Origin of the sequence: Robertmurraya mangrovi, assembly GCF_034427655.1 — a bacterium.
Taxonomy (GTDB): domain Bacteria; phylum Bacillota; class Bacilli; order Bacillales; family Cytobacillaceae; genus Robertmurraya_A; species Robertmurraya_A mangrovi.
In genome coordinates, this window is sequence record NZ_JAXOFX010000001.1 from 561,788 (window position 1) to 580,163 (window position 18,376).

Here is an 18,376-nt window from a genome sequence, read left to right on the forward strand (position 1 = left end):
AAGAAAAAATATTGACAAATAATTATATGAAAGCTATAATTACCTTTGTTGCCTTGGGGTGATTCGTATGAAATGGACATTAAGTCAGTTACAAAAATACCGAAGCAAGGATTTTCCTGTTGATGAAATGGTTAACGTAGATGAGATCAAACAAACTGATCAAACGATACGTGAAGTTTCGCCAATGCATGTAACGGGTCGAGCTGATATAGATTCGACTAAAGTGACTTTTCATTTAAAAATAAAAGGTCATCTAGTTCTGCCTTGTTCTCGTACTTTAGTTGACGTGAATTATCCAATTAATGTTGAAACAACGGAAACATTCCTCTTAAAAGGCTCAGATTATGAGACTGAAGAGGAAGTTCATCAAGTAAAAGGTGATGTGATAGACCTAATGCCGGTCTTAACAGAGATTCTTTTGCTTGAAGTACCAATGCAAGTTTTTTGTGATGATAATAGTGAAGGTGGGGCTCCACAATCTGGTAAGGATTGGGAAGTCATACATGAGCTAGAAAAGCAGGACAAGATTGATCCTCGCTTAGCAGGACTTGCAAAATTATTGGATCAAAATGATACTTCTTCTGATTCATAATAGAACAAGAAGAAAAAAGAAACATTTGAAGAACCAGCATGATCTGGCCTTCATACTTTCTTAATTATCTTTAAGGAGGTGGGAATAATGGCTGTACCTTTTAGAAGAACATCTAAAACTGCGAAAAGAAAACGTCGTACCCATTTTAAACTACAGGTTCCTGGTATGGTAGAATGCCCAAACTGTGGAGAGATGAAACTTGCTCACCGCGTATGTAAAGCTTGTGGAACATACAAAGGAAAAGAAGTTGTAAACGACTAATTTTCTAATAAGATAAAGCACAGGAACATTTTGTTCCTGTGCTTTTGTCGTTTTAAGAATAAATCATGTCCAAATGAATTGTTTATCCTCTAGATAATATTTACAATGAAAGAAATGGATACAGGAGGACGCTAATGAGTTCATACATAATAAATGAAAGTAAAGACGGAGTTATACAATTTACCATTAACCGAGCTGAAAAAAGAAATGCTGTAAACTATGAAGTAATGGAAGGATTACAAAAAGCTATACAGCTGGCTAATAAACCTGAAAGCAAATTATTGGTCATTACCGGAGCGGGGAATGAAGCATTTTGTTCAGGTGGAGACCTTTCCGTTTTTCACTCTTTGAGAACAGAAGAGCAAGCTTACGGAATGCTATCAAAAATGGCAGGAATTCTTTATGATTTAATGATGCTAAAAACGCCTTCTGTGGCCCTAATGAATGGGACAGCTGTAGGGGGAGGGTGCGAACTTGCAACGGCATGTGACTTCCGGATAGCTCGAAAAGGTATAAAGGCAGGCTTTATTCAAGGAAAACTGGTTATTACTACTGGGTGGGGCGGAGGTTCTTTTCTATTTGAAAAGATAGCATACCCAAATGCATTAAAAATGTTAACAGAAGCAAAAACCTATCCGGTTGACGAGTTGTCTCAATTAGGTTTTATTAATTATATTTTCGAAGGGGAGCCTGAAGAGGGACTAGCAAACTTTATTAAAAATATGTTAGCTATCGACGGTGATGTTCACAAAGCGTATAAAGAAATGGCTACCAGGAAATGGGAAGGTCAAAACTTAAGGGGGAGAATCGAAGAAGAGGTTCGACGCTGCTCAGTCTTATGGGAGAATGAAAAACACCATAAACAAGTTGATTTGTTTATTAATAGAAAATAGTACTCTACCCTTAATTAAATCTTTTTAAACTTAATTTTAGTAGGACAACTAGATAATAATTAAATGTGCTAAAAAGTACATGATATCAGTCTATCTTTTCTAGTAGATGCATATGTATGAATAAAAAACACTAGGAGGGATTTACTGATGCCAACAAATCGACAAGATGCTTGGTCACAAGATGAAGATATCCTACTTGCTGAAGTAGTTCTGCGTCACATTCGTGAGGGAGGAACACAACTGCAAGCCTTTGAGGAAGTAGGGAGGCAGTTATCAAGGACTTCTGCTGCATGCGGTTTCCGCTGGAATTCTTATGTAAGAAAACAATATAAATCGGCCATAGAATTAGCAAAGAAACAGAGGAAAGAGTTGAAGAAAAATACCCATTTAGAAGAGGTGCCAATAGAGTCACAGGAAAAAACTACCATTAACGACCCTGCACCTGAACCCGTTAATCATGAAACGAGAAAGCTAGCTTTTAGTTACGAAGAATTAGCCGCCTTTATCAAAGAGCTTTATAATAGAGCAGATGAGTCAAATGGGAAAAAAGAAGAAATTCAAGCTTATGAAGGGAAGATTCAAGGGCTTGAGAAGCAAATTTTCTATTTAGCTGCTGAAAATGAAAAGCTTGCAAAAGAGAAAAATATGATTGAAGAAGATTACAAAGCTTTAATTGAAATTATGGAAAGAGCTAGAAAAATGGTCGTACTTCAAGAGGAAGATCGTCAACAAAAAGTGAAATTCCAAATGGATAGAAATGGTAATTTAGAAAGAATAGAAAAATAAAGAAAAAGCGGGCTATTATAGTCCGCTTTTTTGTATTTCTAACTCATTCAAAATAATACAAGCTTTACTAGATTTGATATACTTTATGCTTGTGTTTATTTATTTATCTCTTTAGGAAACCAGACTAGAGGATTTTCTCCCAGATCTCTTTCCATTTCATACTCAACTGGAGTGAAGTCCATTCTTTCCCAGAACTCTTTTGATTTAACTCTTGGATTTGTTTTGATGGCCAAACCAAAGCATTTCGCAAAGTTCACTAGCGCTGTACCAAAGCCTCTATGTTGGTAGTCAGGTAGGACTTCTAGTTTCCAGAGCTCAAGGTAATCTTGAGGAGGGTTAAAATAGCGGTTAAATTTAGCTTCAACTTGGTATAAGCTCATTCTAGCCACTAGTTTATCGCCGAAATAAATACCATAAAATGGAGAATCACTATCATTTTCTATAATGTTAGCTTCTAGGTCCTCTAACATAGATAATTCTTGTAATCCATACTCTTTAAACCTTTTAAATTCTTCTAATGTTTTATAATTGACCTTAAGCTTTTCAACTTTATAAGTCATTATAAGCCCCCCTATCGTGTTGTAGGTTACATTCCACCCTTTAATAACTAATCAGTTAAGTTTTAAAATAATTTTGTAATAAACCTAGTATGATGCAATTAACCATTACTGGTATAATAATTTCAAGATAGCAACTTGTTAGAAGCAAATTTAAATTAATATGTCTCTTTTTTTATGAATAAACATAGTTATAATTATTCTATAATCTGTATTAAAGAATGCGAACATGAATCTATTTTCATTATATAACAAAGATACAAAAAATTCTGCAAAAAATGTAGAAAGCGTTTGCAAAATTAGAAGGAAAATTAGATGTTATTGTAGAAATATTAATATTGAAGGATATTTACACTCAGAAAGGGGATCAAGAGTGAAAAAAATATTGATTGCAAATAGGGGAGAAATCGCTTCACGTATCATTAGAACTTGTAAAGAATTAGGTATAGAAACAGTTGCTGTTTATTCTGATGCCGATGAGCAGATGCCGTATGTTAAGGAGGCTACCACTGCCTATCGTATTGGTGAGCCACCTGTTAATAAATCTTATTTAAAAGTGGATACGATTTTAGAGATTGCAAAGAATGAAAAAGTAGATGCAATCCATCCGGGATATGGTTTTTTATCTGAGAATGCCAAATTTGCGTTAGATGCTAAAGAAGCAGGAATTGTCTTTATTGGTCCAAACCCTGAAACCATTGAGCTTATGGGCGATAAGATTGCTTCAAGAACGACCATGAGCAAAGCAGGTGTACCGGTTGTTCCAGGAAGTGAAGCTGGAGTTAGCACATTAGAGGATGCTATTAATTTAGCAAATTCCATTGGGTACCCTGTTATGTTGAAGGCCAGTGGTGGTGGCGGTGGAATCGGAATGATTCGCTGTGAAAATGAGCAAGCGCTCGCTAAGTCTTATGAGTCAACTAAAGCTCGGGCTAAAGCATACTTCGGAACAGATGAAGTTTTCGTTGAAAAATGTATAGAAAATGCTCGTCATGTAGAAATACAGATCTTTGGTGATGGCTTTGGCAATATCGTTCACTTGTTTGAGAGAGATTGCTCGATCCAAAGAAGACATCAAAAAGTGGTTGAGGAGACTCCTTCTCCATTTTTATCTGATGAAACAAGAAATAAAATGTATGAAACAGCTATAAAAGCTGCCGAGGCCGTTCATTATGTTAATGCTGGTACGATTGAATTCATTGTAGATGAAAAAGAGAATTTTTATTTCCTTGAAATGAATACAAGACTACAAGTAGAGCATCCAATAACGGAAGAAATAACAGGACTAGACTTAGTGAAATGGCAAATCCTCGTGGCGAGAGGAGAAAAACTTCCATTACTTCAATCTGAAATAAGTAGAAGTGGCCATGCAATCGAGTTCCGCTTGTATGCAGAAGATCCAAAAACTTTCTTACCTTCACCAGGAAGAATTGAAACATTCGAATGGAAAAAAGGTAAGGGAATCCGAGTTGACAATGGATTTGCTTCAGGAACAGTCGTGTCCCCTTTCTATGACCCAATGATTGCAAAATGCATTTTATTTGGGGAATCAAGACAAGAGGCACTACAAGTTGCCCGCGAGTTTTTCGAAGAACTGAATGTAACAGGTATCAAAACTAACGCACCATTATTTAAAGACTTACTTGAAGAAGAAGAATTTGTAAAAGGAAATTACACAACTGCTTATTTATCAAATCGTGCAGCTGTGAAAAAATAGGAGGAACTTAAAATGAAAGAAATTACATCAACGATGGCAGGTACAGTATTAAATGTTTTAGTAAACGCAGGTGATAGCATTACTGAAGGTCAAGAAGTATTAATGCTTGAATCAATGAAAATGGAAATTCCAGTTGAAAGTAATGTAGCAGGTACTGTTACTGAAGTTAAAGTTTCAATCGGTGATTTTGTAAACGAAGGCGACGTATTACTTGTATTAGAATAGTACTTTTTTAAATATATAAAGTTGTAAAATAGGTACCTTAGTGAGCTTTACAGACTTGCTAAGGTACAAAAGGATAAATTTCTATACGAGGGGGAGAAACATGACTACAGCAAAGACGCTTTCCGAAACACTTTTAGAAAAAAGCAGAGAAATTGAAGCTGGCGGACATCCGAAGTACCACCAAAAGAATGAACAACAAAATAAACTTTTTGTTAGAAAACGCTTAGAGTTATTATTCGATAATGGTGAATATACGGAAGATGGAAAATTTGCTAATTGCAAAGAGGCAGATCTTCCTGCTGATGGCGTAGTAACAGCAACGGGGAAAGTAAATGGACAAACTGTTTGTGTAATGGCAAATGACTCAACGGTAAAAGCTGGTTCTTGGGGAGCAAGAACGGTTGAGAAGATCATCCGTATTCAAGAAGTGGCTGAAAAATTAAAAGTACCTTTACTTTATTTAGTAGATTCTGCTGGAGCTAGAATCACAGATCAACTTGAAATGTTCCCTAATCGTCGTGGAGCAGGTAAAATCTTTTACAATCAAGTTAAATTATCTGGAATGATTCCGCAAATTTGTTTATTATTTGGACCTTCAGCAGCAGGCGGAGCGTATATTCCTGCTTTCTGTGATATCGTTATCATGGTTGACCAAAATGCATCAATGTATTTAGGATCTCCACGTATGGCTGAAAAAGTTATCGGTGAAAAAGTTACTTTAGAAGAAATGGGCGGAGCGCGTATGCATTGCTCTGTTAGTGGTTGCGGAGATGTTTTAGCATATAGTGAAGAAGAAGCGATTGAATCTGCTCGTAATTATTTAACTTATTTCCCTGCAAACTTCCAAGAAAAAACAAAAGCAGTTGAAGCAGTTGCACCTAAAAGCGGTCGTGCATTAGAAGATATTATTCCTGTCAATCAAAATGCACCTTTCGATATGTACGAGTGTATTGACTCTTTAATTGACGAAGGAAGTTTCTATGAAATCAAGAAACTATTTGCACCTGAAATCGTAACTGGACTTGCTAGAATGAATGGAAAACCAGTTGGTATTATTGCTAATCAGCCAAAAGTAAAAGGTGGAGTTTTATTCGTTGATTCAGCGGATAAAGCGGCTAAATTTATTCAATTATGTGATGCTTTCCATATCCCATTATTATTCTTAGCTGATGTACCTGGATTTATGATTGGAACAAAGGTAGAGCGTGCTGGTATCATCCGTCATGGAGCGAAGTTAATTGCGGCTATGAGTTCAGCAACCGTACCTAAAATTTCTGTAGTAGTTAGAAAAGCTTATGGTGCAGGATTATACGCAATGGCTGGCCCAGCATTCGAACCAGACTGCTGTATTGCGTTACCTACAGCGCAAATTGCAGTAATGGGGCCTGAAGCTGCAGTTAATGCCGTTTATTCAAATAAAATTAACGAAATTGAAGATCCAAAAGAAAGAATTGCGTTTGTTCAAGCTAAACAACAAGAATACAAAGAACATATTGATATTTACAAATTAGCTTCGGAAATGATTGTAGATGACATAGTTTCACCGAGTGATTTAAGAAATGTCCTAATTGAGCGTTATGCAATTTACTCAACAAAAGAAATGGACTTTGGTGTTCGTAAACATCCGGTATATCCTGTATAATTTAATATGATAAAAATCCCTTTTCTTAGTGAATGGGGATTTTTTTATGTAATTATTTAAATATTTCAATAATATTTGCAAAATTGGTCATAATTTAAAATACCTTTCTTTTAAACTCCTTTTATCTTCTGTTAAAATGAGGATATAACTTAGGTAAAGAAACCTAGGAAATGGATAGCGTTTTTTACATATAGCCCAAGGGGGTCTTTTAATGAGGATTGGAATTATTGGCGGGGGCTCTATTGGTTTACTTATATCATATTATTTAAGTTTCAAACATGAAGTTACGGTTTATACGAGAACAAGTAATCAAAAGAAAAAGCTATTAAAAGAGGGGGTTTTTCTAGAAAGGTCGAACAATAAAGATAATATTAGTGTGAATGCAAAACTATATACAGAGTGGTCATCAGGTACAGAGGATTTAACTGTTTTCTGTGTTAAACAATATCAGTTGACTGAAGTTATACAGAATATGAACATAGGTGCAGGAGACCATCTATTATTTTTACAAAATGGCATGGGACATTTAAAGCTACTTGAGAGTTTAAATATACCGAATATTTACGTTGGCGTTATTGAGCACGGAGCATACCGTATAAATAATAATACTGTATCTCATACTGGAATAGGCATAGCAAGAATAGCGAATTTTAAAGGGGTAGAAAATTCTTTCATCCGTTCGTTTACCTTACCTTTAAAAGATTCTTTTCCTTTCGTAGTTGAAGAAAATTACATGGAGATGCTACTAAAAAAATTAGTAGTGAATGCTGTTATAAACCCATTAACAGCCATTTTAAAGACACCAAACGGGAAATTAATAGAAAATCCCTACTACAAGCAATTATTTGATTCTCTATTTAATGAAGTTAATGATATTTTACAGTTAGAGGCAAAAAACACATACTATCAAAATTTAGTAGATATTTGTAAGCAAACGGCTAATAATCGGTCGTCTATGTTAAAGGATATTGAGGAAAATCGAAAAACAGAAGTAGATGCCATACTTGGTTATTTAATAGAAGTAGCTGCAAAGAAAGAGATAGATGCTCCAATCGTAAACACATATTATCATTCAATAAAGGGTATGGAGTTTGAGGGAGAGGGGAAATAGGGATGTCAGCTTTTTTCTCTAGTATTATAGCTACATTTATCACACTACCTATACTAGGATACTTGATTGTCTTTATCATAAGCAAACAAATAACAAAGCACCATCGCCGCTCGGTTAAGATTGCTCTAGATGCGAGTACGATTTTGTTTATTTTATCTGTACATTTCTTAATCATAGTCATCTGGCAAAAATCATTCCTATGGATGATTCTTCTCGGTTTAATTAGTGTAGCTATCATTGTTGTCGTCTTAAATTGGAAACTTAAAGAGGAAATTGATTTTACTAGAGTTTTTAGAGGCTTTTGGCGTTTTACTTTTATGATTTTCTTTTCTATCTACATTGTCCTCATTTGTATTGGGCTTTTTAAAAGTATTTCTAGTTCAATGTTATAGATATTCTAGAGTAAAGATAGATTATAAAAAATCTTATATTGGGAATGGTTAAAGCAAATATAAATTTTATAGGCAAAGTTTTTTATTTTACATATAGACAGTGCTATACTCTAAATGGAATAAATTGTTGACTAGAAAGGAAGTACATAAATGGAGATTTTTAATCTCTTCATCCCAGCAACGAATCAATTAGCTACTGATTATACATTAAATAAACTTAATATAGATCGTTTTTTTCATTATAATTACCAAGATTCTTCGGACTATAAGAAACGTCTTATTGATTTGAAAAGCCAGCCCTTTATGCGTAATGAACTAGCCGATCATATTACTCAGTTTATGGGCAAATACCCAAGCTCAGATCAAGTCTTGGCTTCGATTGATAAGTTGAGGCAAAAAGATAGTGTTGTTGTTATTGGTGGGCAACAAGCGGGGGTTTTAACTGGCCCACTTTATACAATCCATAAAGTGATTTCTATAATTAAGCTGGCTGAAGAAAAAGAAGTGGAGTTAGGTGTACCGGTTGTTCCTGTGTTTTGGATTGCAGGGGAGGACCATGATTTTGATGAGGTTAACCATGTATTTATTGAAAACGAGAGCAAACTAGAGAAAAAAGTGTATCCAGAAAGAGTTCTGGATAAGAGAATGGTGTCAGATGTACCTATTAATAAAACTATTTGTTTGCAATGGACAAATAAAATAATTGAGACTTTAGGTGAAACGGTACATACAAAAGGTCTTTTAGACTTAGCTGAAAAATCTATTAATAGCTCTGAAACCTTTATTGACTTTTTTGCTCATATAGTAATGGAGCTTTTTAAGGAACACGGTTTACTCATTGTTGATTCAGGAGATAAAGAACTTCGAAAGCTAGAAAAAGAAATATTTACGAAACAAATAAAAGAATCTATTCATATTACAGAAGCCTTAAAAGTCCAACAAGTTGAACTACAGAATCAAGGATACAATAACGGTATTTCCATTACAGACCAAGCAGCTAATCTATTTTTTTACGATGAAACTCATCATGAACGTATCTTACTAGAATACAATCAGGAAATGAATCAATTTGTAGGTAAAAACGATTCTGTTTCATTTACAAAAGAACAGTTATTGGAAATCGCTGCTGAATTCCCAGAAAAACTTAGCAATAACGTAGTGACTAGACCACTAACACAAGAGTGGCTTTTTCCAACCCTTGCCTTTATTGCTGGTCCAGGTGAAATTTTATACTGGGCTGAATTGAAAAAAGCATTTGAGTTATTTGGATTAAAAATACCACCTATTGTTCCTCGTTTAAATATTACTTTATTAGAAAGAGATATTGAGACAGATCTAAATGATTTAAACTTAAGCGTAGAAGAAGTTCTTCAATTAGGTGTAAATAACAGTAAGGAACAGTTTTATAATGAAGTAAAAGATAATACTTATGATCATTTATTTATTCAAATGAAGGATCAGTTAAAGCAAAACTATGAACAAGTACGATTAAAGACATCAAATGAATATCGAGGATTAGCTCCATTGCTTGAGAAAAATGAAACTATTTTATTCAATCAAATTGATTTCATGGCAAATAAAATAGAAGAAGCACAGAAACTTAAACATCAAGTAAGGCTAAATAAATACGACCGAATCGCCAATTCCTTAAAGCCATCAAATTATCCACAAGAGCGTATTTGGAATGTTTTCTATTACTTAAATCAATATGGTTTAACATTCATAGATGAACTTCTAAAACAACCATTCCGCTTTGATGGAAACCATAATGTGGTGAAGCTTTAATAAATGATTTTTGACTTTATCTAAATAGATAAGGTCTTTTTTTGTTCAAAAATGGTTCTAACTTTAACTATACTGAGTTGATTGGAGCGGAAGGCACTTGACTCCAGCGGGATGTAGAGGGAATGGGAGACCCCACAGGCGGTAAAGCCGAGGAGGCTCCCATCCCTCCCCGCGGAAAGCAAGTGCCTGGAGCGGAAATCAACGGGCAAACTTCAGAGACAAGTCAATATATTATGAGAAAATACCTTAGTTCACAAACATTGAATAATCTAAAAGAACTAAATTCGAATCTATTTGATAAAATCTTTTCCATAAAGAAGGAATTTAATGGAGATAGTAGAATTTATAAAAACATGTGGAGGAAAGTGGGGGATTGTGGTACATTTAGGGTAGAGAGTGGGGGTAGTAGGCATGTTTATGGGTGAATACCATCATAATGTTGATAGCAAAGGCCGTCTAATCGTGCCTGCCAAGTTTCGTGATCATCTTGGTGAAATGTTCGTGTTAACACGAGGCTTAGATCAATGTTTATTTGGTTACCCATTAGAAGAATGGAAACTACTTGAAGATAAACTAAAAAACCTACCACTTACTAAAAAAGATGCCCGTGCGTTTACCCGATTTTTCTTTTCTGGTGCCACTGAATGTGAACTGGATAAACAAGGAAGAATAAATATAGCTGCTCCTCTAATGCAATACGCAAAGTTAGAAAAAGAATGTGTCGTCTTAGGGGTTTCCAATCGAATTGAGATTTGGAGTAAAGAGCTTTGGGAAGGCTATTTTGCTGAATCTGAAGACTCTTTCGCAGAAATTGCAGAAAATATGATTGGATTCGATATATAAAAGATTAAATAATTGTTTCGTTTAGAGTATTCCTTTATAACGAAACACGAATAATAAGAATTGCTATGTAAGGTTTATTTTAGCGTTCATTTTAGAAAGGTGGACATCTATGTTTGAACATACAACAGTGTTATTAGATGAAACGGTCGATGGATTAAATATCAATCCAGATGGAATTTATGTAGATTGTACAATGGGAGGGGCGGGGCATAGTGCTTTAATCCTGTCGAAGTTGTCTGAAAAGGGAAAGCTATATGCTTTCGACCAAGATGAAACAGCGATTGCCCATGCAAAGGAAAAACTAGCGGAATATGGAGATCGAGTTACCATCATTAAAAGTAATTTCGAGCACTTACAAGAAGAGTTAGAAAAGTTAGGAATACATAAAGTAGATGGTGTTTTATATGATTTAGGGGTTTCTTCACCTCAACTTGATACACCTGAACGAGGATTTAGTTATCATAACGATGCTCCATTAGACATGAGAATGGACCAAGATGCCGATTTTTCAGCCTATGATGTAATCAATCATTGGTCATACGAGGAAATGGTGAAAATTTTCTTTAAATATGGGGAAGAGAAATTTTCTAAGCAAATAGCTAGAAAAATTGAAGCTAATAGAGCGACTAAACCAATAGAAACTACTGGGGAATTAGTAGAAATCATTAAGGATGCCATTCCTGCCCCAGCGAGAAGAAAAGGTGGACATCCTGCCAAAAGAATCTTTCAAGCTGTAAGGATAGCTGTTAATGATGAATTAGGTGTTTTCGAAAGATCATTAGAACAAGCGATACAAATCCTGAATCCTGGTGGAAGAATTAGTGTGATCACATTCCATTCTCTTGAGGATAGAATTTGCAAAGTTACCTTGAAGAAACATAGTGAGACACCAAATTTACCTCCTGGAATTCCAATCATTCCAGATGAGTATAAACCTATATTAAAACTAATAACACGAAAGCCGATTTTACCTTCAGACGAAGAACTTGAGGCAAATAATCGTGCAAGGTCAGCAAAGTTACGAGTTGCGGAAAAGCTATAATCATTTAACATTGGAGGGATATTGATGAGTAATTTAGCAAGGAAACTTCAACAAGAGCAAGAACAAGTCCAGCAAACGCAATATCAAACGGTACAAGCTCCAAAAAAATCAAACAAGTTTAAGTTATCTCCAGGTGAAAAGGTTCTAGGTTTGACTTTTTGTGCTATTGTTTGTTACGGTGCTGTAACCATTATTGGCAATCAGTCTGATATATATCAAGTAAATAAAGACATACAAAGCACAAAGGTGGCTATTCAAGAACAAACAAGAGCGAATAATGACCTTGAAATGCAAGTGAGTGAATTAAAAACTTATGAAAGAATTTGGGCTAAGGCAAAGGAACTGGGCCTTAAGCTAAGTGAAGATAACGTTAAGGTTGTGCAAGATTAATGAAGAAACAACCATATATGAATGTAGGAGCAGCGTTATTATTTGGATTATTTAGCCTGCTCTTTTTTGTCTTAATGTTCCGTTTTGTTTCCATACAGGTTACGGGAGAAGTAGCCGGCCAGCCTTTAGCCGCTCAGGCTCAGGCAAAATATTTAAAAAAAGGTGAGCTAAAAGCAAAAAGAGGAACGATTTATGATCGAAATGGAGAAGTCATTGCAGAAGATACTGCATCTTATACACTTATTGCTATATTAGATGAAAAAATGACAACCAACAAAGATAGGCCAAGACATGTTGTTGATAAAGAAAAAACGGCTAGGGAACTAGCTAGATATATCAATATAAAAGAATCAGAGATTTATAGAATTCTTTCTAAAGAAGGTCCGTTTCAAGTAGAGTTTGGAAAAGAAGGTAAAGATATTTCTTTACAAACAAAAGGGGAGATAGAAAAACTAAAGTTACCTGGAATTACTTTTTTACGTGATTCAAAAAGGTTTTATCCTAACGGGGTATTTTCTTCTCACCTAGTTGGTTATGTAGATAAGAAAGAGGGAGAAGCAAAGCAAGAAGGTCAATTAGGAATTGAAAAAACGATGAACGACATCTTAACGGGGAAAGATGGTTCCATCAATTACGAAAGTGATTTGTGGGGATATATTTTACCAAATGGGAAGGAGAAAGTTATTCCTGCAAAAGATGGTCAAGATGTTTATTTAACAATAGATAAGAAGATACAGACATTCCTTGAGGATGCTATGGGCCAAGTGGCTAAGGAATATAAACCTAAAAAAATTATCGCTATTGTTGCTGATCCAAAAACGGGCGATATTTTAGCAATGGGACAGAGACCCACTTTTCATCCTAAAACAAGAGAAGGAATTGCGGATAGCTGGCATAACGAGGCAATTGAAAACTCATTCGAACCAGGATCAACGATGAAAATCTTTACTTTAGCTGCTGCTGTTGAAGAAAAGGTTTTTAATTCAAATGAAACTTACCATTCGGGTTCATACAGACCAACCGAAAACTCAAGGGCCATCCATGACCATAATACAGTTGGATGGGGTTCTATAAGCTATCTAGAAGGGGTTCAGCGTTCTTCAAACGTAGCTTTTGCCAAGTTAGTAAAGGAAAAGTTGGGCTATGAATCATACCGTGATTACTTAACAAAATTTGGATTCGATAATCCGACTGGTATTGAATTACCGGCCGAAACAAGTGGGAAAATTGTTTATCAATATCCATTAGATAAGATTACAACTGGTTACGGGCAAGGATCAGCCATTACACCTATTCAACAAATTCAAGCAGCATTTGCAGTTGCTAATGATGGTAACATGCTTAAACCACATGTAATCAAAAAAGTCGTGAATCCAAACACAGGAGAAGCGAAGGAGACACAACCAGAAGTTGTAGGGACCCCTATTTCACCTAATACAGCTAAAGAAGTAAGAGAAATTCTTGAGACGGTTATTACTTCTGAAAAAGGGACCGGTTATGGACGTTATAATATAGAGGGATATGATGTAGCGGGTAAAACAGGAACTGCGAATCTAACAGAGAAGGGAATCTATTTAACAGGTAAAAATGATTATGTGTTTTCCTTTTTAGGTATGGCTCCAGTTGATAACCCAAGGTTGATAGTCTATGTTGCAGTACAACAACCAGATGTTGAACACTACGCTTACGGTTCAGAACCTGTATCAAAGATTTTTAAACCCGTTATGAAAAATAGTCTTCAGTACTTAAATATACAACCAAGTAAACAGAAGAAAGCTAAAACAATAAAAATGCCAGACCTTTCTAAGTTAACAGTTGAAGAGGCTACAAAAAAATTAAATGATCTTGGAGTGAACCCTGTTTTCTTAGGAAAAGGTTCTGAAATCATTAAACAACTTCCTGAAAAGGGTAGTCCGCTTTTAGAAGGAGAAAAAATAGTTATTAAAACTAATGGCAAATTAAAGGCCCCTGATATGACTGGATGGTCTTTAAGAGATGTTATAAAAGTGGCAAGTCTTGCTGAAGTCGAATTAAATATGACAGGTAGCGGATATGTGGTTAAACAGAGTATTCAAGCAGGTCATCGCTTAAAAGAAAATGACTACTTATTAATACACCTGGAAACCCCTTTACAACAAATAGAGTCTTCCAAGAAAAAGGAAGAAGAGGTTGAGAGCGAAGAGGAAAATGTAGAGGGAGCTTAATTTATATTAAGGTTAGAACGTTCAAGAAGTTTGAACGTTCTATTTCTTTTTGTACAAGCATATAGTTGAACGAGCCATATTGTAGGGAGGTTCGTCCAATGCGAGTTTCAAATGTAACAGTGAGAAAGAGGTTAACAATAGCATTATTATGTGGAATTTTAATTTTCTTCATAATCGATGTTAGGCTAGGGTATGTGCAGTTTTTTCTAGGGAATTGGTTAACAGATGGAGCGAAGGATTCTTGGAGTCGTAATATTCCTTTTGAACCTGAACGGGGGGAGATTGTTGATCGGAATGGAGTAGCATTAGCTACTAACATGAGTGCTCCTACTGTTTATGTTGTACCAAGACAAATTAAAGACCCCGTTGAAACGGCGGAAAAACTTGCAGCTGTGTTAAATACATCAAAAGAAAAACTGTATAAGGATATTACAAAAAAAGAGATGAATGTTAGGATCTCTGGCGGCAGAAAAATTACACATGAAAAAGCAAAAGAAGTAAGATCGTTAGGATTAGAAGGAGTTTACATTGGCGAGGATTCAAAAAGGCATTATCCATTCGGAAACTACTTATCCCATGTTTTAGGTTTTGCCGGTATTGATAATCAAGGCTTAATGGGATTAGAACTTTATTATGATAAGGATTTAAAAGGCGAAAAAGGGTCTGTTCAGTTTTATGCAGATGCTAAAGGAAAACGAATGAATGACATGGCAGATGATTATGACCCACCTGAAGATGGCTTAAATCTTAAATTAACGATTGATTCAAAAGTACAGACGATTATTGAGAGAGAACTTGATATTGCCCAAGCTACTTATAATCCAGATGGAATTATCGCAATAGCAATGAATCCTAATAACGGTGAAATTTTAGCAATGTCTAGTAGACCAGGATTTGACCCAGCTAAATTTCAAGAAGTTGCTCCTGAGGTATACAATCGAAACTTACCTGTATGGAGTACATACGAGCCTGGTTCTACCTTTAAGATTATTACTCTAGCAGCGGCATTAGAGGAAGGTAAGGTAGATTTAGAAAACGAACATTTTCACGATTCAGGTTCTGTGAAAGTGGGAGGAGCTAATCTTCGTTGCTGGAAAAGAGGGGGACATGGTAGTCAAACCTACCTTGAAGTGGTACAAAACTCATGTAACCCAGGATTTGTAGAGCTTGGAGAAAGATTAGGAAAAGAAACTTTATTTAAATATATTAGAAACTTTGGTTTTGGTGAAAAAACCGGAATAGACCTTCAAGGAGAAGGAAAAGGGATTCTATTTAATCTAGACCGAGTTGGTCCAGTTGAACTTGCAACCACTGCTTTTGGACAGGGTGTGTCCGTTACACCAATCCAGCAGGTAGCCGCATTATCAGCCGCTATAAACGGTGGAACCTTATATACTCCTTATATTGCTAAAGAATTAATCGACCCAAAAACGGGAGAAGTTGTAATGAAAAAGACTCCTGTGGCTAAAAGGGAAGTAATATCTGAAGAAACTTCAAAAGAAATTAGACATGCTCTAGAAAGTGTAGTTGCACAAGGTTCAGGGAAAAAGGCATTCGTAGAAGGATATCGTGTTGGTGGAAAAACAGGGACGGCCCAAAAAGTTAAAGATGGGCGATATATGGAAAACAACCACATTGTTTCATTCATTGGTTTTGCCCCAGCGGATGATCCAGAACTAGTTGTTTATGTAGCTGTAGATAACCCAAAAGGAACTGTTCAGTTCGGGGGAGTTGTTTCAGCACCGATTGTCGGTAACATTATGGGAGACAGCTTGAGAGCCTTAGGTGTGAAACCGAGAAAGGGACAACTAGAAAAAGAATATACGTACCCTGACACTCCAATGGTAGAGGTACCGAACGTAGTGGGGATGACGAAGAAAGAAATAGGAGAGATTTTCGTTAACCTTAGAATTGATGCTAGTGGTGACGGAGATACTGTAATAAAACAAACTCCTCAACCTGGCATAAAACTGAAAGAAGGTTCTACTATCAGGTTATACTTTGATAAGAAGGAATAAGGCTTGATACAAAAACTAAACAAACTACTGAGAGTACACAACATAGAATAGGGAGAGGGCGGCACTAATACTCGCCGCCCTCTTTGTTATTGAAGGAAATAATGACCCTATTAGAGAATAATAACATAACGATAAGAGGTCTTATGAACAATAATATCTCTTTATCATATACTAAATAGATTTATCGTTACAAATATGATAGGAACGTATCTTTTTTATTTCCAATTTATAATAAAATGGCTAAATGAGCGGTAATCATGTAAAATAGTAAGCGCATGTTTTTTAAAGTAATTGGGATGCGAAGTGTCATTAGAGCGCAAATAACAGACTAAATATATAGTTGAATGATTACAGAATTGCGTGTTTAGAATGAGAGGAATTGATTTTATGAAGTTACATAGCTTATTGAGCCACTTGCAGTTGCTTGTACCGTTTAACGGACCAAACCCTGATATTTCATCTATAGAGAATGATAATCGCAAAGTTCAAGAAGGCAGTTTGTTCATCTGTATTAAAGGTTTTACTGTAGATGGACATGACTTTGCCAAAGACGCGGTTGCAAAAGGTGCAGCTGCTGTTATAGCTGAGAGAGACCTAGGGCTTAATGTACCTGTTATTATTGTAAAAGACACAAAAAGAGCAATGGCTGTGTTAGCAGATGCGTTCTATAACCAACCTAGTCATAAGCTTCATCTTGTAGGTGTAACAGGAACAAATGGTAAAACAACGATCAGTCACCTCATAGAAAAAATATTTGCTGATGCCAAACAACGCACAGGGTTGATTGGAACGATGTACACAAGGATTGGGTTGAAAGAGTTAGAGACAAAAAATACGACACCGGAAAGCTTAACTCTTCAAAAAACATTTTCACAAATGGTTGATGAAGGTGTTGATTCAGCAGTAATGGAAGTCTCTTCACATGCACTTGTAGAGGGTAGAGTCCATGGAACAGACTTTGATATAGCTGTATTCTCTAACCTAACACAAGATCATTTAGATTTTCACCATACGATGGATGAATATAGAAGAGCTAAGGGTTTATTGTTTGCTCAACTTGGTAATATATTCAATATTAACAATCCTAAATTTGCCATCCTTAATGCAGACGATCCTGCTAGTGAGGAATATAAGGTATCAACATCTGCTCATGTGTTAACCTATGGAATCGACCAAGAGGCAGATTTAAGAGCAGTCAATATCCAGATGACCGCAAAGGGAACAGAATTTGAGCTATTAAGTCCTTATGGAAAACATAAAATAGTCATGAATTTAATTGGGAAATTTAGTGTGTATAACGTGCTTGCTAGTATTGGGGCAGGTCTTGCTTCTCGTATTAGTTTGAACCAAATTATTCAAACAATTGAAAGTGTTCAAGGAGTCGCTGGCCGCTTTGAAATTGTAGATGGGGGACAGGATTTTACCGTCATTGTTGATTACTCTCATACTCCAGATAGTCTAGAGAATGCATTAAACACGATTAAACAGTTCGCTAAAGGGGATGTTTATGTAGTTGTTGGGTGTGGAGGAGACCGAGATCGTACGAAACGTCCTGTAATGGCAAAAATAGCTTTTGACTGCAGTGACTTCCCAATTTATACTTCTGATAATCCGAGGAGCGAAGACCCTGAACTGATTATTAAAGAAATGGAAGCAGGAGTCGAAGGACAAAAATATGTATCTATTGTCGATCGTAGGGAAGCTATCCAGTATGCCGTAAAACATGCTAAAAAAGACGATGTTATTTTAATTGCTGGAAAAGGCCATGAAACGTATCAACAAATTGGTGATCAAGTATTTGAGTTTGATGATCGCTTAGTAGCAAAAGAAGCTATCATGGAGAAAGAAGCTAATTAAGTTTTAGGAAACAAGATACTTATCTATATACTAAATATTAATCAATATTACAGTTCACTGA

Annotated in this window: 17 protein-coding genes; 16 read left to right on the forward strand and 1 reads right to left on the reverse strand. The window is 35.7% G+C overall.

Features of this window, described 5'->3' with window-relative positions; all coding sequences use genetic code 11:
- Positions 1-67: 67 nt before the first annotated feature.
- The 4 genes from SM124_RS02840 (at position 68) to SM124_RS02855 (ending at position 2,532) form a co-directional block, all read left to right on the forward strand.
- Positions 68-592: a YceD family protein gene (locus SM124_RS02840; RefSeq protein ID WP_322444973.1), complete on the forward strand. Its 525-nt coding sequence runs from the start codon at positions 68-70 to the stop codon at positions 590-592.
- Between the two features lie 87 nt (positions 593-679).
- Positions 680-853 carry a 50S ribosomal protein L32 gene (rpmF, locus tag SM124_RS02845; protein WP_009791160.1) on the forward strand — a complete coding sequence of 58 codons (174 nt, stop codon included), beginning with the start codon at positions 680-682 and terminating at the stop codon, positions 851-853.
- A gap of 134 nt (positions 854-987) precedes the next feature.
- Entirely contained in the window at positions 988-1,746 is a 759-nt protein-coding gene (locus tag SM124_RS02850; RefSeq protein ID WP_322444974.1) for an enoyl-CoA hydratase/isomerase family protein, read from the forward strand.
- A 147-nt stretch (positions 1,747-1,893) separates the two neighbouring features.
- Complete coding sequence (locus SM124_RS02855; RefSeq protein WP_322444975.1) at positions 1,894-2,532, forward strand: RsfA family transcriptional regulator; 639 nt, start codon at positions 1,894-1,896, stop codon at positions 2,530-2,532.
- A 95-nt stretch (positions 2,533-2,627) separates the two neighbouring features.
- Here SM124_RS02855 and SM124_RS02860 read toward each other — a convergent pair whose 3' ends face one another.
- Positions 2,628-3,092, reverse strand: coding sequence for an N-acetyltransferase (locus tag SM124_RS02860; RefSeq protein ID WP_322444976.1), 465 nt, complete (start codon positions 3,090-3,092; stop codon positions 2,628-2,630).
- Between the two features lie 370 nt (positions 3,093-3,462).
- Here SM124_RS02860 and SM124_RS02865 point away from each other — a divergent pair, with 370 nt between their 5' ends.
- The 12 genes from SM124_RS02865 to SM124_RS02920 all read left to right on the forward strand — a co-directional run bounded on the left by SM124_RS02865 (position 3,463) and on the right by SM124_RS02920 (position 18,315).
- On the forward strand, positions 3,463-4,806 hold the full coding sequence (locus SM124_RS02865; protein WP_322444977.1) for an acetyl-CoA carboxylase biotin carboxylase subunit: 1,344 nt from the start codon (positions 3,463-3,465) through the stop codon (positions 4,804-4,806).
- Between the two features lie 12 nt (positions 4,807-4,818).
- Positions 4,819-5,031: an acetyl-CoA carboxylase biotin carboxyl carrier protein subunit gene (locus SM124_RS02870; RefSeq protein WP_322444978.1), complete on the forward strand. Its 213-nt coding sequence runs from the start codon at positions 4,819-4,821 to the stop codon at positions 5,029-5,031.
- 100 nt (positions 5,032-5,131) lie between these two features.
- The gene (locus SM124_RS02875; protein ID WP_322444979.1) at positions 5,132-6,673 is read left to right on the forward strand and encodes an acyl-CoA carboxylase subunit beta; all 1,542 of its coding nucleotides are present in this window, start codon (positions 5,132-5,134) and stop codon (positions 6,671-6,673) included.
- Between the two features lie 211 nt (positions 6,674-6,884).
- Positions 6,885-7,784 carry a 2-dehydropantoate 2-reductase gene (locus SM124_RS02880; RefSeq protein WP_322444980.1) on the forward strand — a complete coding sequence of 300 codons (900 nt, stop codon included), beginning with the start codon at positions 6,885-6,887 and terminating at the stop codon, positions 7,782-7,784.
- Between the two features lie 2 nt (positions 7,785-7,786).
- Positions 7,787-8,176 carry a DUF3397 domain-containing protein gene (locus SM124_RS02885; protein WP_322444981.1) on the forward strand — a complete coding sequence of 130 codons (390 nt, stop codon included), beginning with the start codon at positions 7,787-7,789 and terminating at the stop codon, positions 8,174-8,176.
- 150 nt (positions 8,177-8,326) lie between these two features.
- A complete protein-coding gene (gene bshC / locus SM124_RS02890; RefSeq protein ID WP_322444982.1) occupies positions 8,327-9,961 on the forward strand; it encodes a bacillithiol biosynthesis cysteine-adding enzyme BshC in 1,635 nt (544 codons plus the stop codon).
- 411 nt (positions 9,962-10,372) lie between these two features.
- Positions 10,373-10,804 carry a division/cell wall cluster transcriptional repressor MraZ gene (gene mraZ / locus SM124_RS02895; protein ID WP_322444983.1) on the forward strand — a complete coding sequence of 144 codons (432 nt, stop codon included), beginning with the start codon at positions 10,373-10,375 and terminating at the stop codon, positions 10,802-10,804.
- A 109-nt stretch (positions 10,805-10,913) separates the two neighbouring features.
- Positions 10,914-11,846 (forward strand): 16S rRNA (cytosine(1402)-N(4))-methyltransferase RsmH, encoded by a 933-nt coding sequence (rsmH, locus tag SM124_RS02900; RefSeq protein WP_322444984.1) that lies wholly within the window; start codon positions 10,914-10,916, stop codon positions 11,844-11,846.
- Positions 11,847-11,870: 24 nt separating this feature from the next.
- Entirely contained in the window at positions 11,871-12,236 is a 366-nt protein-coding gene (ftsL, locus tag SM124_RS02905) for a cell division protein FtsL (protein ID WP_322444985.1), read from the forward strand.
- Complete coding sequence (locus tag SM124_RS02910; protein WP_322444986.1) at positions 12,236-14,440, forward strand: penicillin-binding protein; 2,205 nt, start codon at positions 12,236-12,238, stop codon at positions 14,438-14,440. The genes ftsL and SM124_RS02910 overlap by 1 nt, the downstream gene beginning before the upstream one ends.
- A 98-nt stretch (positions 14,441-14,538) precedes the next feature.
- The gene (locus SM124_RS02915) at positions 14,539-16,458 is read left to right on the forward strand and encodes a stage V sporulation protein D (RefSeq protein WP_322444987.1); all 1,920 of its coding nucleotides are present in this window, start codon (positions 14,539-14,541) and stop codon (positions 16,456-16,458) included.
- Between the two features lie 387 nt (positions 16,459-16,845).
- Positions 16,846-18,315, forward strand: a complete 1,470-nt coding sequence (locus tag SM124_RS02920; RefSeq protein ID WP_322444988.1) for a UDP-N-acetylmuramoyl-L-alanyl-D-glutamate--2,6-diaminopimelate ligase — start codon at positions 16,846-16,848, stop codon at positions 18,313-18,315.
- Positions 18,316-18,376 lie beyond the last annotated feature (61 nt).

Excerpts from the sequence above, each read along its gene's own strand:
- SM124_RS02840 (WP_322444973.1), top strand. The coding sequence starts at position 68 with ATGAAATGGACATTAAGTCAGTTACAAAAATACCGAAGCAAGGATTTT.
- rpmF (WP_009791160.1), top strand. The coding sequence starts at position 680 with ATGGCTGTACCTTTTAGAAGAACATCTAAAACTGCGAAAAGAAAACGT.
- SM124_RS02850 (WP_322444974.1), top strand. The coding sequence starts at position 988 with ATGAGTTCATACATAATAAATGAAAGTAAAGACGGAGTTATACAATTT.
- SM124_RS02855 (WP_322444975.1), top strand. The coding sequence starts at position 1,894 with ATGCCAACAAATCGACAAGATGCTTGGTCACAAGATGAAGATATCCTA.
- SM124_RS02860 (WP_322444976.1), bottom strand. The coding sequence starts at position 3,092 with ATGACTTATAAAGTTGAAAAGCTTAAGGTCAATTATAAAACATTAGAA.
- SM124_RS02870 (WP_322444978.1), top strand. The coding sequence starts at position 4,819 with ATGAAAGAAATTACATCAACGATGGCAGGTACAGTATTAAATGTTTTA.
- SM124_RS02875 (WP_322444979.1), top strand. The coding sequence starts at position 5,132 with ATGACTACAGCAAAGACGCTTTCCGAAACACTTTTAGAAAAAAGCAGA.
- SM124_RS02880 (WP_322444980.1), top strand. The coding sequence starts at position 6,885 with ATGAGGATTGGAATTATTGGCGGGGGCTCTATTGGTTTACTTATATCA.
- SM124_RS02885 (WP_322444981.1), top strand. The coding sequence starts at position 7,787 with ATGTCAGCTTTTTTCTCTAGTATTATAGCTACATTTATCACACTACCT.
- bshC (WP_322444982.1), top strand. The coding sequence starts at position 8,327 with ATGGAGATTTTTAATCTCTTCATCCCAGCAACGAATCAATTAGCTACT.
- mraZ (WP_322444983.1), top strand. The coding sequence starts at position 10,373 with ATGTTTATGGGTGAATACCATCATAATGTTGATAGCAAAGGCCGTCTA.
- rsmH (WP_322444984.1), top strand. The coding sequence starts at position 10,914 with ATGTTTGAACATACAACAGTGTTATTAGATGAAACGGTCGATGGATTA.
- ftsL (WP_322444985.1), top strand. The coding sequence starts at position 11,871 with ATGAGTAATTTAGCAAGGAAACTTCAACAAGAGCAAGAACAAGTCCAG.
- SM124_RS02910 (WP_322444986.1), top strand. The coding sequence starts at position 12,236 with ATGAAGAAACAACCATATATGAATGTAGGAGCAGCGTTATTATTTGGA.
- SM124_RS02915 (WP_322444987.1), top strand. The coding sequence starts at position 14,539 with ATGCGAGTTTCAAATGTAACAGTGAGAAAGAGGTTAACAATAGCATTA.
- SM124_RS02920 (WP_322444988.1), top strand. The coding sequence starts at position 16,846 with ATGAAGTTACATAGCTTATTGAGCCACTTGCAGTTGCTTGTACCGTTT.